Source organism: Lysinibacillus sp. F12, assembly GCF_057773605.1.
In genome coordinates this window covers 617,448-632,634 of record NZ_JBYMLP010000003.1, presented here as the reverse complement: position 1 = coordinate 632,634, position 15,187 = coordinate 617,448, and the positions used below count along the sequence as shown (strand labels likewise).

11 protein-coding genes are annotated in these 15,187 nt (G+C 35.1%); 4 read left to right on the top strand and 7 right to left on the bottom strand.

Going from position 1 to position 15,187, the window contains the following annotated elements:
• Positions 1 to 572 precede the first annotated feature (572 nt).
• From AC3CH7_RS17060 to AC3CH7_RS17050, 3 genes are all read left to right on the top strand, one after another.
• A complete protein-coding gene (locus AC3CH7_RS17060) occupies positions 573 to 746 on the top strand; it encodes a hypothetical protein (RefSeq protein ID WP_230586096.1) in 174 nt (57 codons plus the stop codon).
• Positions 747 to 1,080: 334 nt separating this feature from the next.
• Complete coding sequence (accD, locus tag AC3CH7_RS17055) at positions 1,081 to 1,929, top strand: acetyl-CoA carboxylase, carboxyltransferase subunit beta (RefSeq protein WP_012294537.1); 849 nt, start codon at positions 1,081 to 1,083, stop codon at positions 1,927 to 1,929.
• Positions 1,922 to 2,878, top strand: coding sequence for an acetyl-CoA carboxylase carboxyltransferase subunit alpha (locus AC3CH7_RS17050; RefSeq protein ID WP_488381664.1), 957 nt, complete (start codon positions 1,922 to 1,924; stop codon positions 2,876 to 2,878). Before accD ends, AC3CH7_RS17050 begins: the two co-directional genes overlap by 8 nt.
• 582 nt (positions 2,879 to 3,460) lie before the next feature.
• Here AC3CH7_RS17050 and AC3CH7_RS17045 read toward each other — a convergent pair.
• Both AC3CH7_RS17045 and AC3CH7_RS17040 read right to left on the bottom strand, forming a co-directional pair.
• The gene (locus tag AC3CH7_RS17045) at positions 3,461 to 4,174 is read right to left on the bottom strand and encodes an SDR family oxidoreductase (protein WP_036216284.1); all 714 of its coding nucleotides are present in this window, start codon (positions 4,172 to 4,174) and stop codon (positions 3,461 to 3,463) included.
• A gap of 32 nt (positions 4,175 to 4,206) precedes the next feature.
• Positions 4,207 to 4,758: an NAD(P)H-dependent oxidoreductase gene (locus tag AC3CH7_RS17040; RefSeq protein ID WP_488381663.1), complete on the bottom strand. Its 552-nt coding sequence runs from the start codon at positions 4,756 to 4,758 to the stop codon at positions 4,207 to 4,209.
• Positions 4,759 to 5,146: 388 nt separating this feature from the next.
• On the opposite strand from AC3CH7_RS17040, the gene AC3CH7_RS17035 reads away from it, so the two are divergent.
• Positions 5,147 to 5,464, top strand: coding sequence for a winged helix-turn-helix transcriptional regulator (locus tag AC3CH7_RS17035; RefSeq protein WP_207974190.1), 318 nt, complete (start codon positions 5,147 to 5,149; stop codon positions 5,462 to 5,464).
• 877 nt (positions 5,465 to 6,341) lie between these two features.
• On the opposite strand, the gene bluB is transcribed toward AC3CH7_RS17035, so the two are convergent.
• From bluB to AC3CH7_RS17010, 5 genes are all read right to left on the bottom strand, one after another.
• Positions 6,342 to 6,983 (bottom strand): 5,6-dimethylbenzimidazole synthase, encoded by a 642-nt coding sequence (gene bluB / locus AC3CH7_RS17030; RefSeq protein WP_488381662.1) that lies wholly within the window; start codon positions 6,981 to 6,983, stop codon positions 6,342 to 6,344.
• Between the two features lie 636 nt (positions 6,984 to 7,619).
• A complete protein-coding gene (locus AC3CH7_RS17025; RefSeq protein ID WP_197148607.1) occupies positions 7,620 to 9,926 on the bottom strand; it encodes a glycoside hydrolase in 2,307 nt (768 codons plus the stop codon).
• Between the two features lie 655 nt (positions 9,927 to 10,581).
• Positions 10,582 to 12,234: an AraC family transcriptional regulator gene (locus AC3CH7_RS17020; protein WP_488381661.1), complete on the bottom strand. Its 1,653-nt coding sequence runs from the start codon at positions 12,232 to 12,234 to the stop codon at positions 10,582 to 10,584.
• Positions 12,235 to 12,369: 135 nt separating this feature from the next.
• Entirely contained in the window at positions 12,370 to 13,362 is a 993-nt protein-coding gene (locus AC3CH7_RS17015; protein WP_488381660.1) for an ABC transporter substrate-binding protein, read from the bottom strand.
• A gap of 631 nt (positions 13,363 to 13,993) precedes the next feature.
• Positions 13,994 to 14,770 (bottom strand): GNAT family N-acetyltransferase, encoded by a 777-nt coding sequence (locus AC3CH7_RS17010; RefSeq protein ID WP_036216268.1) that lies wholly within the window; start codon positions 14,768 to 14,770, stop codon positions 13,994 to 13,996.
• Positions 14,771 to 15,187 lie beyond the last annotated feature (417 nt).

The window sequence follows — 15,187 nt, the reverse complement described above, 5'->3', positions numbered from 1 at the left end:
AAGATAAAGCCTTAGGATGCATTGTTTACCTGCGCGAAAGGAAAGCGACAGCGATAATTATTCCAAGGCGAATAGATTGACCCAGGAGTTGATCGTGTGTATAAAAAAACGAACAAAAGAAAGTGTTTTTAGATATCGTCCAACATTACGACAACTTATTAAAATGAAAAAACACAGGCTGGTGAAAAGGAACCTTCCGAATGAGTCCTTTCAAAACGTCTGGGTGTCGGGCGATCCTCTGTGAGAGAGGCATTGCGAAGTTTAGAGTTGTTAGGTCTTATTGAAACGAAACATCTAGCTTTTACACAAAAGCATCCGCTCGTAGAAATAAGATAAAGCCTTAGGATGTATTGTTTACCTGCGCGAAAGGAAAGCGACAGCGATAATTATTCCAAGGCGAATAGATTGACCCAGGAGTTGATCGTATGGATAAAAAAAACGAACAAAAGAAAGTGTTTTTAGATATCGTCCAACAATTACGACAACTTATTAAAATGAAAAAAACACAGGCTGGTGAAAAGGAACCTTTCGAATGAGTCCTTTCAGAACGTCTGGGTGTCAGGCAATCCTCTGTGAGAGAGGCATTGCGAAGTTTAGAGTTGTTAGGTCTTATTGAAACGAGACATGGGGTAGGTACGTTTCTAGCTTCTACACAAAAGCATCCGCTCGTAGAAAAATTGTCGATGTTTATATTAGAAGATGAAAAATCAAAAAAAGGATGTCGAATTAACGCGACAAATTCATGAAATGGAAGCCATTCGCGTTATAAGTTGTACAGTGACTCTGCGAACACTACCTATGTGGGACAGTTTTTTGTAAGCTAGAGATAGAGGTACGATTAATTGTCTGCATGTTTTACGAGAAATAGTCATCATGTCAGAAATCGTTTTTTACTTAAAGTCTGGTTTCAATTAGCAGTTAATGCCGGTGATGTTTAAATCGAAACTCAACAGAAGAAGAGAAATTAATCATTCAAACTATGTTGAAATCGATGCAGCTTGGCTATGAAAAAGAAGCATTAAAAGCTTACGAACATAAATGCTGAACAAGGCATTTAGACAAACATAGGAGGAGTAAAACATGGCAATACGTAGCTTATTTAGAAAAAAGAATGAGGACGGACAGGAAAAGGGATTTCCGGAAGGACTTATGACAAAATGTCCAGAATGCCGTCACATTCTGTTAACAAAGGAGTTAGAAAAAAATCATAAAGTGTGTACAAAATGCGACCATCATTTCAAAATGACTGCACAGGAGCGCGTAGCATATTTCATAGATGAAGGTTCATTTGTTTCAATGGATGATCATTTACAAACAAGTAATCCACTTAATTTCCCTGATTATGTAGAAAAAATTTCAGTGGCTAAACAACAAACGGGATTAAGCGAAGCTGTACTGACTGGGGTAGGTACTCTTGATGGAGAAGAAATTGTTGTAGCAATTATGGATTCTCATTTCCGTATGGGCTCAATGGGCTCCGTTGTAGGAGAAAAAATCACACGTGCCGTTGAAAAAGCTATTGAATTACGTGTACCGGTTATTATCTTTACTGCTAGTGGTGGAGCGCGCATGCAAGAAGGTATTCTATCATTAATGCAAATGGTAAAAACGAGTGTGGCATTAAAACGTCATAGTGAAGAAGGACTATTATTTATTTCGATCATGACGCACCCTACATACGGTGGCGTTTCAGCAAGCTTTGCTTCTGTTGGAGATATAAATATTGCAGAACCGCAAGCATTAATTGGCTTTGCTGGTCGCCGTGTAATCGAAGAAACATTAAGAGAAAAATTACCAAATGATTTCCAAAAGTCAGAGTTCTTACTAGCGCATGGTCAGCTTGATGCAGTTTTCCATAGGAAGGATTTACGAAACCAAGTAGCAATGCTTGTAAAAATGCATACAAAAGGCGGTGTGCAACATGTCTAAAAATTTTGCTTTTGAAGAACCAGTAGTACAATTACGAGAAAAAATTGATGAATTAAAAACGATTGCTACAGAGGCAAATGTAGACATGACAGGCGAAATCGAAAGGCTTGAAACACGTCTAACACAGCTAGAACAATCTATTTATGCCAATATGAAGCCATGGGATCGTGTACAGGTTGCTAGACATCCAGAACGACCAACAACTTTACAATATATAGAAGCTATGTGTGAAAACTTTATTGAGTTACATGGAGATCGTAAATTTGGTGATGATGCAGCTATTCTTGGAGGAATTGCTCTCTTTGAAGGACAGCCCGTAACAATTGTTGGACATCAGCGCGGAAAATCAACTAAAGAAAATATTCGACGAAATTTTGGTATGCCACACCCTGAAGGATATCGTAAAGCATTACGCTTAATGAAGCAAGCTGAGAAATTTAAGCGCCCAATTATTTGTTTTATTGATACAAAAGGAGCCTATCCGGGTAAGGCAGCCGAGGAACGCGGCCCAAGTGAAGCCATTGCTAGAACTCTCTCAGAAATGGCGATTCTAACAGTACCAGTTATTAGTATTGTTATTGGGGAAGGCGGAAGTGGGGGTGCAATTGCATTAGGGGTAGCTAATCGCGTCTTTATGTTAGAGAACTCAACGTATTCGGTTATCTCGCCTGAAGGGGCTGCATCGATCTTACGGCGAGATGGTAGCCTAGGGAAGCAAGCTGCAGAAGCAATGCGGATAACAGCACCTGACTTAAAAGAGCTTGACGTTATTGATGGAATAATCCCTGAAATAACGGGTGGAGCACACCACAATGTTGTGAAGCAAGCATTTTATATAAAAGAATGTATAAGTGTCACACTAAAAGCATTGAATTCCCTAAATGGCGAACAATTAATTGAAGATCGCTATGAGAAATTCAGAAAGATTGGACAATATACAGAAGCTTAAATTCATTTTTAGGTTTTTGGACATGTGAATTTGTTCGTAAAGAGAGAAAAATTGTTTCTTAAATAAATTAATATCCCAATGATGGATTTCGCATTTTAAATAAAACCCATTCATTTTGATAAAAGTTTGATCAAAATGAATGGGTTTCTTCTATTTTTATAAAATCAACGTTTGCAACAAACTTTTAATCAAACTTTATTCCAATTAGAAAATCGTGAATGAAAGCCTAAAATATACAAAAGTTAATTATAATAATTCGATATTAAAATAATCGTTAAGTTTAGACTTTGATGTCTATGTACAAATTTCATCTCACTATTATTAGTATACTCTTAATTGATACATAACTTCCTATAATTTATATTATGTAAACTAAAATTATTTGGCGTGGAGGAGGGCTTGGATTCGTCAACTACCCATAATATCTGTACTTTTCGACTTGTAATTCTTAAGTTCCTTATAATTTTCATGTGAACGATAACTCTCCTTTTTTACGATAATGGGATGATTTTGTACGGATAATAATTATTGTTTAATACGATATATTGAATCGCCAAAGAGCGCATCCTGTCTATTGCTGGCTTACGTTAAAATGTGACCGCCTTCTACATGAAGAACGGTTCCAGTCACGAAACTATTTTCTAGCAAGTATAGTACGCTTTGTGCAACATCTTCAGCTCTTCCTATTCGTTTCACAGGGAGTTTGTTTTCAACTGCATTATAGAAGTTATTACGTGCTTCTTCTGCCATTTTGCTACGGGAAGGTGTATCAATTATTCCAGGTGAAACGATGTTTACTCGGATCGGAGCAAGTTCTAAAGCCAAAGTCTGGCCTAGATTCGAAATAGCCGCATTGACTGCACCTAGAATTGCTGAGCCAACCATAGACTTGTAGGCTACAACCCCAGAGAACAAAGTGATTGAACCATTTGGTAAAATTTTGGAAGCACCGTATTTCGCTGCATAATATTGTCCCCAGAATTTGTTTTCAAACAGTTTTCGGGCTAGGGCTGTATCCGTTTGGAGGAATGACCCACCGGATGTTTCTGCAGCGCTTACCACAAGATGATCGAACTGGCCGATCTTTTCAAAGAAAGACTGGACTTGCTGTTCTTGCGTTGTATCTAGAGTATAAGCCGTTGCTCTATCTCCTAGTTGCTCTTTTGCATTCCGTAATTTATCTTCGGAACGGCTGGCAATGATTACTTCTGCACCATGAGCTATTAGCTGTTTAGCTGATTCCAAACCAATCCCAGAGCTTCCACCGATCATTACAACTTTTTTATCTTTTAACATGTTTTTCTCCCCTTAAACGTTTACTTAATAGATTAAAAATTCAATACCTCTTGCAGATGTAAATCAAGTTCGGATACAAACTTTTCAACTGTCGGATTTTTGACTACATCATAACAAGAGAAACTCTTTAAAGGTTTCATTCCGAGAAATTTATGTATATGATGTAAATGACTTAATGCATCTTCTAGGTTGCTCCCTTCAAAAAATTGACTTGGATCGTTAAATGCTTTTTCAGGAGCATTCCAGGTAGTCGAAAACATATATTTCTTTTCAGTCATCAACCCACCTTTTCCATACTGATCAGCACCCCTAAAAAATAAACCATAAGCATATACTTCATCCATATACGACTTCAATAAGCCGGGGACACTGAACCAATAGATAGGTGTTTGGTAAATGACAATATCAGCCCATATAAATTTTTGTTGTTCTTCTTCGATTTTATATCCTTTTTGAATAATTGTTGTTTTTACATTGTTTTTTTCACTTAAAAAACTGACCATTTTGTTCATCAATGTTTGGTTTAAATTACCCTCTGCTGAACTATACTTCTGATGACCGTTAATTATAAGTATATTTTTCATCTTTATCTAGCTCCTTCAATTATATGTTTTCTAAAAAAACTGCCTAGCGTGTAGTTGATAACCCTACTGCACTTAAGGTAAAATTCAAATCGTTTGCTTCATCCGGAAGAATACTCATGATTATGTATCAATAGCAAACCATTGATTTATATTGCAATGAGAGCAAACGGTAGTTTGTTTCGTTGATTTCTTGCAATAATTTTAGTTACCTCCTCAATAAGGGATGAAATTATAAGTACAACGATATTATAAATATAGTAACTTCATTTATGGAAGTAGTGATATTTATTTCATAAAGTTTCTGAAAGTATACTATTGTGAAATGATAAGGTGAATTAAACAAAAAAATTTTCAGGAGGATGTTCCATATGAGTGTTTTTGAGCCAGTATAATAACCAAAGGAGCACCAGATGAGACTTGCCCCATTGCTAAAACGCTCAACGTGATTGGGACTAAATGGACTTTTTTATTTATTCACGATCTGCTTATAGAAGGAACAATGCGATTCAGTGACCTATTGAAATCAATGAATGGAATTAGCCCGAAAACACTTTCACTCCGTCTTAAGACACTAGAAGATCATGGGATATTGAATAAAAAGGTATTCCCGGAGGTTCCCCCTCGTGTGGAATATACGTTAACAGACAAAGGAAAACAATTGGAAGGTATTTTCATTGCACTAAAGAGATTTGGATTAAATTTATAAAAAATTAAAATAAGTCATTCTTTAAATTTCGGTAAGTTAATTATGAATCATATCAGAGCATTTTTTAAATCTATTACTCAGGCTATGAACTATACAAACTACGCTATCACCGCATATTGATAGTAAAGTATAGCTATTTTAGCCTTACACCTCAGAATTTTGTTACTTAGGGTCACTCCTATCCCAAGTGACCTTTTTTTTCCTTAAAGTGTTCATTAACACTTGTTTAAATTTATTTACATGAATCTAGGCTGCTTCACTTTTGTCTTTTATTAGATTTTGCAAGATCATAATCAACACCTTTTTTAAATACTTTTTGAAAATTCAGAGTATCAAATTTATTACTTGTCGCTACTTTCAATCCTTTAGTAATCTTTTATCAGTCAATTCAACAATATAAAAAAGTTATCCATAGGTTCTATATAATGTATAAAAAGAGTCGAACATACAAATTTGTATGTTCGACTCCGCTTTAGAATCTCAATATATACTTTCTTATGAACTTTAATCGTGATTCTTTAACAACAAGCTAAGTTCATCTCTCTTAGAATAATTTTTATGAATATTGGCCAAATCTACATTAAACGATCATTAACATTATTTAAACGAGTAATCCCCTTTTGAACGATAAATTATGAGAAACATCCGATAATTTTAAAGTTGTGACTCAGGTATTTATATTATGTAAACAATAATTATTTTCAATTAATAAAAATTCGATAAACGTTATTAGGGTTATTTATGTATAAGTTATAAATCCTTGTTTCAATAAAGCCTCCGTTACTTTAAGTACATTGCTTTACAATCTTTAAGGAAGCTTTAGCTTTCTTTGTGTTTCAAAACTACCCATAACGCACCCTGATAGATTAAGAAGTTTTTAGTTTTGTCCCCATTTATTTTCAAAAATAAGATGTTCTAAAGAACGCCTTTTTTCCCAATTAGCTAACTCTAAAATGGGCTTTTCTGGGTAATTTTCAGTATAACCGATTGATATAAGAGCAATGGGATCGATGTGTGGTGGTATTTCTAAAATGTCTCTAATATCATTTTTTTTATAAAAACTTACCCACCCCATTCCAAGTCCTTCAGCACAAGCAGCTAACCACATATTTTGAATAGCACAAGCTGTTGATAATATATCTGTTTCAGGAATTGAATTTCGTCCTAATACATGGGAACCTCCTCTTGTAGGGTCACATGTAACACAAATAGTTATAGGAGCTTCTTTTAAACCCTCAATTTTTAAATCAAGGAATTTCATTTTTTTCTCCCCATCATAATGAACAGTTAATGCTCTGCTTTCTTTTTCTGCTGCCCAGGCCAATTTTTCTTTAATTTCGTCAGTGGAAATCAAAATAAAGTTCCAAGGTTGCATAAATCCTACTGAAGGTGCATGATGAGCTGCATTTAATATTCTATGTATAATGTTTTCAGGGATAGGAGTTGATAAAAAACTTCGAATATCTCTCCTATTATAAATAACTTTATAAATAGACTCTCTTTCTTCATTAGAAAACATAAATTTTTCCCCTTTTCTTTACAAAAATATTTATTTTTAATATTAACTAATTTTTCATTATTCTGCCACGTAAGTGAAGTAAAAATACATCAAAAAGCGTGGTTTGGATATGTTGTCCTTATCGTTGTATCCGCATAAATCTGACTCCACCTCTTCTTACTTCGGATTAACATTCGTCAAATCGATTACCACAATTCCTTTCAGTTTCATATATGGATAATGGCATCATTAATAATAGACCTGTTTAAAGACACCTTATGCAGATTTCACAATTGCCTTTGGCTGATGAATCGATAGTCGTTCAAATAGCCAACGAAGCTCTTGCTGTGAGAAAGTTCATACTTCAGCGTTTCTTCTACAACATAAACAAAATGTACCCTATAAGATGACCTCTTTGAAAGTGTCTATCTTATAGAGTACATTTTAAAACGTAAACTTCACGTTTTCTCTAATATTTTTACGCTAACTGCAGCATACGTAATAATTACTTTTTTAATCCTTTTTTCAATGAACCCCCACAATGGATAAGCTACTTCTATTCTTCTTGTAAACTTATTCCTTAGCGTTCAGATTTAGCCTCTCTGAAGATTATCTCAAGGGAAATTATTAGCAGATATACTATTGCGAATTTCACGCTTATTTTTCCGGTGAATAGATAGTATTACTATTTCCATCAATAATTAACACCGATTTTCCTGGTATTGTCTTGCCTTGATAGTTACATTCATCTTCTGAAAAATTTGCGACTACTCTTAATGCTTCACCATATTCCGTCATTTGAACGAGTCTATCATCTGATATAATTTTAAAATTTGTCATTTCTTTCGTTATTGCTTTTTTGCTAAAATTTGACCATACCTTTGAATGCCTTACAATTGTTTCTTTATGTTTTTCCCACTCGTGTTTATCTATATGATATAAAGGAGGAACATTATAAAGTATCTCATACAACATTCTATTTGTTATTTCGTCTTTAAATTTTAAGGTTCCCCATCCCCACCAATGAGTTGTGATCACTGAATCGTTGTAAACCAACTTATACAAGGGGATCGTGTAGTTTGAATCCAAAAATAACTTCTTGTACTTATCCTTTAGTGGTATTTGTTTAGAAAACATTTCGGGAACTCCACCATTGCTCGAATAGTATCTCCCTACGTAATACTCACTTTGTTTGTTTTTTGCCATATCCTCGTCCATCCAAGAAAATGATGGCGTTTCTATTCCATGTGCAAAGGCAATCGATTTGCTAGCAAAATCATTTCCGCCCTCAGTTCCTACTACCATATCCCATTCTTTTTGCAGATACTCCATTCTCTTAATCCTAGCCTGGATATCTTCCTTTTCAGTAGTAATATGTTCTGGAGAATAGTCATCGAAGATTTCTCCAGTGCCATCTGTGTCTAAAAACCATGAGTTAAATGCTAAGCCGGTATTTAAAATCGAAGTTACTCTTTCTTTTACACTAGGCATTGCAAGCGTTGGATTCAACTTTCTACCTGCACCTTGGAATCCTTCAATCTTTTCTCCATTTTTATTTGTTACAGTTGCATTCTCGTAAAGTAAAGCATTCTTAAACTTAGCAGTTTCCCACTTCTCTTTACCTGGTTCATGGATTGAATGATATGAATCATAGGTACCAAATAGATAGCCGAATTCTTCTGCATCTTTTACTAACTCAGGTTTAATGAAGCCTTCCTGCCAATCATCCAAGCCGATCCACATATGTTCTAGCCCAGAATCCTTCATGTCCTTTATCACATCTACAGTATTAGCATCTGCCCACTTCTTTATTGGGTCAACTACATCTCCAAGTATGCTTTTTAATAATCTCTTATTTAGGTCAATTAATTCAACGGGATTTAATTTTTCTATTCCTTTGTTTAACAGCCTCTGAGTATCTTTATCTATTTCAGTAAATACTTCCGGATTATAGAATTCATTTAGTTGCATTACTGCACTTAAGGATTTTATTATTCTTTTCTTATTGTATTTATCTACATAATCTAAGCTTTTTAACTCTTCAAAAGCTGATGAAAGCTCTGATCCATCCTCAACATTAGTAGTTAATAGCCTCTGAATCCATAATTTCAGTTTTTCGGGAAAAATGTCTCTCAGCTTTGCCCATTTAATATTTTCTTCTGAAATCACAGTTCTGTCCCAAAAATAAGCATGAGGTGCTCCATAAAGCTTTTCAATATTACTATTTTCTTTAGCCTTATCCGCCAAGCTTTTGAAGTCCCCCTGTTCAATCAAATAATTTTTATAGGTTTTTGCAACATCTACTGGATTTTTTTTCGTTATATATATTCTGAAACCATATTCCTTCTCTTTATTTATAGTTGGAAACTCATGATTAAAAGTAAACTCAATATCGTTTTCTGTATGATAAACAATTTCACTATTATAAGGGTTTTTAATTATATATACTAGTGAATACCCACTTTTATCAACTGCAAAAAATTGCATAGATAAAGCCTCAATTACCTTCATTTTTTCTTCACTTAAGTAATTTTTCCAAATTGAATCATCGCTTGGAATATACTTCCCTTGATTTAATGGGAGCATATATCCGTCACCTTTAACTTTTGGCCATGCAAACATGTTGTCTTCATCCTTGCTGGATTTTATGGTTACATCAACATACTTATCTTTTTTTTCGATATCAACCTTAATTCCCTGTTCTGAATAGGTCCAGCTAATGTTATCTCCACTGTCTTTTAAATTTGACACTCTCATTTTCTCCAATGGTTCAGATAATTTCTCAGTAATTCCATTGGATTCCACCTCAAGCGCAAATGTCTCAGGATTCACACTAAAGTTAAAGTCTAAATTATTTATTTGTGGCTTACTCTCTATACCTGTATTCATTTTTTCTTTCTTACATCCCGTAAGAACGCTTGTTAATAGTGCAGCAATTAACATGATTGATAGAATTTTTTTCATGTAACACACCTCCATACCTAGTGTAATATCGGTTTGTTACACGAATGTCACAAAAAAAATCTAACTTATTATTTTTTAATTCAAAAAAAGGCAAGCACAAATCCTTAGTAGCAAGCTCCCTATTAGAAATCTCGTCAATCAGATTTTGGTTGACCGTCATATCTTCCCTCATTCAGGGTCAGTTTAACTCAGTGACCCCTTTTATAATTTCTATTCTCAGATAAAGAATAAAGACCCAGTTCCAAAATCCACTTCAATTATTTCCGATATGAAAAAATAGTGATTGCCATTAAATTTAACTTCTGCGTTACAATCCTTGCCCCTTATTACCTTTACACCTAACTCTTCTAGCGCTTCTCTGCTACATCTGTTGGCTTAGATTAGATTATTGTCTGACAATTGGAAGTGCAATTAATTGTGACGATGAATATTTTATTCGTCTTAAGGAGAATCCAGCTTAAACGATAATTAGTATTATTTGAACGAATAATTCCCTTTTGAACAATAAATTATAGGAAGCTTTTAATAATAAGAAAGTAGTGACCAAGGTATTTATACGAGGAGGAGAGCTTGGACGTCACCCTAACAGTCTCAACAGAAATACGATTAATGGTAATAACTCGATCCAGCTAATGGATCGAGTTTTACTTTTTGATTATTGAATAACTTTCTTCTTAAAAATAGACGGTATTACCTCTAACAACCGTTCACGTGTAATGGGATCACAATGATTCCATGTAAAATCTATAAAATGAGTCTTACCAGGGGCTAGCTCGATTAACGTGGCGATTTGTGGACAGTGAGTAATGGTTAGTAAATCTTGGGGGGAAGCCAAGATAAAATTACGCTCTCCAGCATAGTGATTTATTTGATGCTGCTGAATTTCTATCCATGCTTGACCTTGCTCGATTAGCTGCATTACCTTGAGAGTAGGACGAAAGCCAAGTGATTCATACAAGCTGGCAGCCAATCCAGTCTGACACATAACATAATATTTAGTTTCTAACTTGAGATAAACAGTAGCCGTCTCCCCAGCAACATAAACATCTGCTAATTGCCTACGTACTAATCTTACTTTGTTCTCATATGTTGTAATCCACTTCTCCGCCGCTTTACACCGTCCAAATAGTTTAGCGATATATCGTAACCGCTCAAATAGACTAAACTTGCTATTCAGTATAATAGTAGGAGCAATCGCATCTAGTTTCTGCAAGTCATGTTCAGGATGAAAATAGCTAAGCAATAATAACTCTGGCTGCAGCTGTGCTATTTTATCCGGATCTACCCAATGCCCGATACTATGAATGTTCCTTAATTGATTGTGATAAACCACGTTATCTTTCATTATTGAGATGGCCGCTCCTATAGGGGGTATACCTAGAACAAGCAATTCCCCAAGTGTAAATTTGCCATCAGTCACAATACGTGTTACATCTTTAGGAACATGAATCTTTCTACCAAATGAATCAATAACTGTTCTTTCTGGAGTATAAAGATGACTGTTTGTATATTCACGTGGGGTGTTTCCAGTTAATTTATGAAAGCATCGACTAAAATAATATTCATCCTTAAACCCAATTTGTCGAGCTATTTTTCTCAATGGCTCTGTGGAATTACTTAGAAGTTTTTTTGCCTGATTTATACGTACCTGAGTCAAATAGTCAGTCGGTTTTTTACCGGTCAATATTTTAAACTTTTGACTATATTGCCATCTTACCATTCCAGCCATGGTAGCTAATTGTTCAACTGTCAAATCCTCATCATAATGCTGTTCTATGTACTGTACAGTTTGTTGAACCAATTGTGTCTTTTCTTCGTTCTGTAGCTGGTTAGCTTGTTCATCTAACTGAACCATCATAGCTAGTAATTGCTGAAGTTTACCTTGCAGCATGGCCATGGAACTAAATCGATTATTTATCATTGCTTCATTTCCTAATACCTGCTTGACTTGAGAAAATAACAGATGATAGGGATAACCATAAAGCAAGGGTGGATGAGCAATTCGGTTCAAAGTGATTCCTTCTACTTCAAAGGTTTCAAAGGTAAAGTGAGCAAGCTGTGCCTCTTTATTACTTGACTCTACCGTGTAGCTTTGTACAGGTAAAATGAGAGCGCAGCTTCCTTGTCGTAGATCGATTGCCATTTTGTCTACATACAGTCGTATGTCATGACTGAGAGCTATCAATAATGTGCATACATTTGTTTCATAATTATTTATTCCCTCTTTATGGCTATTAGCTGACATGATTCGATCAACTTGAAATCGGTCAAAGTGTTGTAGTCTAATATATAAGGATGCCAGATTCATAAGCAACTCTCCAACTATTGAAAATGATTATCATTATCGTTATTGTAACATAGAATGACCCACTATCAACTATTGTTCGAATATGTGCTATTTAGCATACTAGCCGTTTAAAAATTGATTGGACGGATACAATTTTTACTGTTTGCGTATCCACTCTGGTAGCTTTTGGAATAATTGCTCCAAAGCTAATAAATTATCTGTATTCCATTCATTAGGAACAACATAAACTGTTCCCTTTTTGACCGCAGGCAAAGTTCCCCATATCGGGCTTTGTAGCAGCCGATCAGCTTCTGCTTCACTTTCACTATCCTCTTGTACAATTACAAACAAATGATCACCAGCAAACTCAGGAAGCACCTCTTCGGAAACCTCAAGGAAAGATACCCCTTCTACATCAATAATATTTTTTTGTACTGCTGATGGGACGGCAAAGCCATTTTTTCCATAAATAATAGCACCTAGGCTACGATCCCCCATAACATAAAGCGTCTTACCTAGCTGATAGAAAACTGTTGCGGTCTCTCTTTTTGTTAAATGAAACTTATCAAACATTTCATTAGATTTTGTTTCATACGTAGCAAGCAATTGAGCTACTTCTTCCTGCTTACCTAGGATATTCCCCATCTCTTTTACTCGTTCTGTATAAGGAAGAGCAGGGTTAAAGGGAATCGTAGTAGCAATTTTTGACAATTTTTCGTTAAGATTTGGATCCGCCTTGTAATAGCCATTAATAATAAGATCAGGTTTTAAAGTCAGAATCGTCTCTAAGTCAGCAGGGTTTCCAATATCAATGATTCCTTCAAGTTTGCCTTCATAGTAACTTGGAGAATCTTTGGGAAGATTATTACCAACAACCGGAATATCCATCGCCAAGAAATCACCAACTGTCTGACCAATATAAACAACTCGTTTTGGATCTGCAGGTATTTCAATCTGTTCACCTGTAATCGTTGTATATGGAACAGTTGTCTCACTTTTCTCTGCTTGCACATCAGATTGAGCTGTTTTCTCGTTTTCCTTTTCCTTCGCATCAGATGTGTTGCTACTAGAACTACATGCCACTAATACCACTAGCAACAGGAGGAAACTCCCCCATAGCATAATTCGTTTTTCTATATACTGCTTCATATTTGTTACCCCTTTCCGATTTACCCTTAATTGAAAATGATTATCATTTACAGGGTTATTATAGATGTTATGAAAGGGCGAAACAATGAAAAAAACGCAATAATTTATTTGGATAAATGTCAATAATCAGGATTATGAAAGCCATTTGGTTTTTTATCTTCATGTTTAGTGAAGAAGCATAAGGATTATCTCGCTATAGAAAAAAGAAACCATTTTAGTGATTTCTTTTTATATCAACAAGCTGTTGATTAGCTATCTATTTGATTTCTCCAGCGAGCTCCACGAACGTAGCATAATTTATAAGCGTGTAAGTTCTGCGCCCGTCTTTATCGTGACAATATTTGAAAATTTCTTTTTTCAACTCCGTTAAACAATCCATCGGAATTAGGATTTGTTTATCCTTTTATCGATATTACTGTAGTTTTGGAATAAAGATTGATTAAAAATATCCCTCAATCCTTATCTAATAGCAACTTCAAAAACTCCATTTTGAATAAAGTTTGTTCAAAATGGAGTTACTCCTTTTATATAAGTATAAGATTTTTATAAAAAAGTTTGATTATTTTCCAGCTATGTTGTTCAATAATAGCGCCCTTTAACGGAATAAAACATGGGCTTCTATTTGGCTCTACTACTTAGTAGAAGGTGATTGGCAGCCATAAGAGTATGCAAGACATAGAAAACCGCACTTTTCTAGGATAGGTCTACTCATTGGACTGGCGTCAACAGTAAGGAAAGGATGCCCATTTTCATAAGCCTTTTTTGCTCGAGTAGCTAAAAGTGCTGTATAATAACCTTTTCCTCGGGACAACGGTAGCGTTGAACCTCCCCATAAGCTAGCAAAGGAGGAGTTTTTCTCTAAGTACATCCAAGCAGCACTTATAAGCAGACCATCTTCATAAATTCCATAAAGGTATAGGGAGTCAGGATTATTCTGTTTATCTCTCCAAAGTCTTTCTCCCAGCTCAGCGTGCGATGCATTCCAGATGGTATCTTCTAGAACAATAATGTCTTGAATACCTTGTTCATCCGTTATTTCCTTAATGTCGATGTGTTGGTCATGAATAAGCAAGGGATGCTGATTATCTAACTTCAGGACCATTAGTGCTTCAGGATCCTCTATTGTGAATCCTTCTTGTTTAAGAATATCTTTTAAACTATCAGGCTTGTCGTAGCTATACACTTTCCACTCAAAATCCTGCTCAAAGTTACTAAAATAGTTTAACTCGTTCTTAATAATTTCTCTTACATTGCCTTCGGTTACATTAGATGAGATAATGAACCCTTTTTCACCAAACTGTGAAATGTGGCGCACGACATGCTCTGTTTCCTCTCTTATGTAACCTTGTACGTGAGCCTCTTGTCGAAGTTCTTTGTGGAATAGTGATATTAATTCATTTTTATCCATGAGCGACCCTCCTATATGTATTAAATTTTTTCTATTGAATATTTTTCCATTAATTAATCTATTGATTAGTACCAATTATCGTAAAAACGCAAGTGTTCGGCATCTTACCCAACCAGTCTTATCATTAACTCATAGTCTCTAATAATCACTAATTTCCCTTCAGTGTTTAAAGATGATTTATACGCTCATCCCTTAAAAAAGATGCACCCCGTTAAATTTGTTCGCGATTTTCATAATATACCGCCTCCTTCTCATGAACATTATTTTATCAGATTTTTCCAAAATATACACTGATAAATGACAGATTTCATACACTATAAAATCCCCCAAAAAGAAAAAGTACAATTCTTCTGCAGAACAATACTAAATAACCAGTCGTCAAATAAATTCCGACAACTGGTTAGGTGTATACTTTTT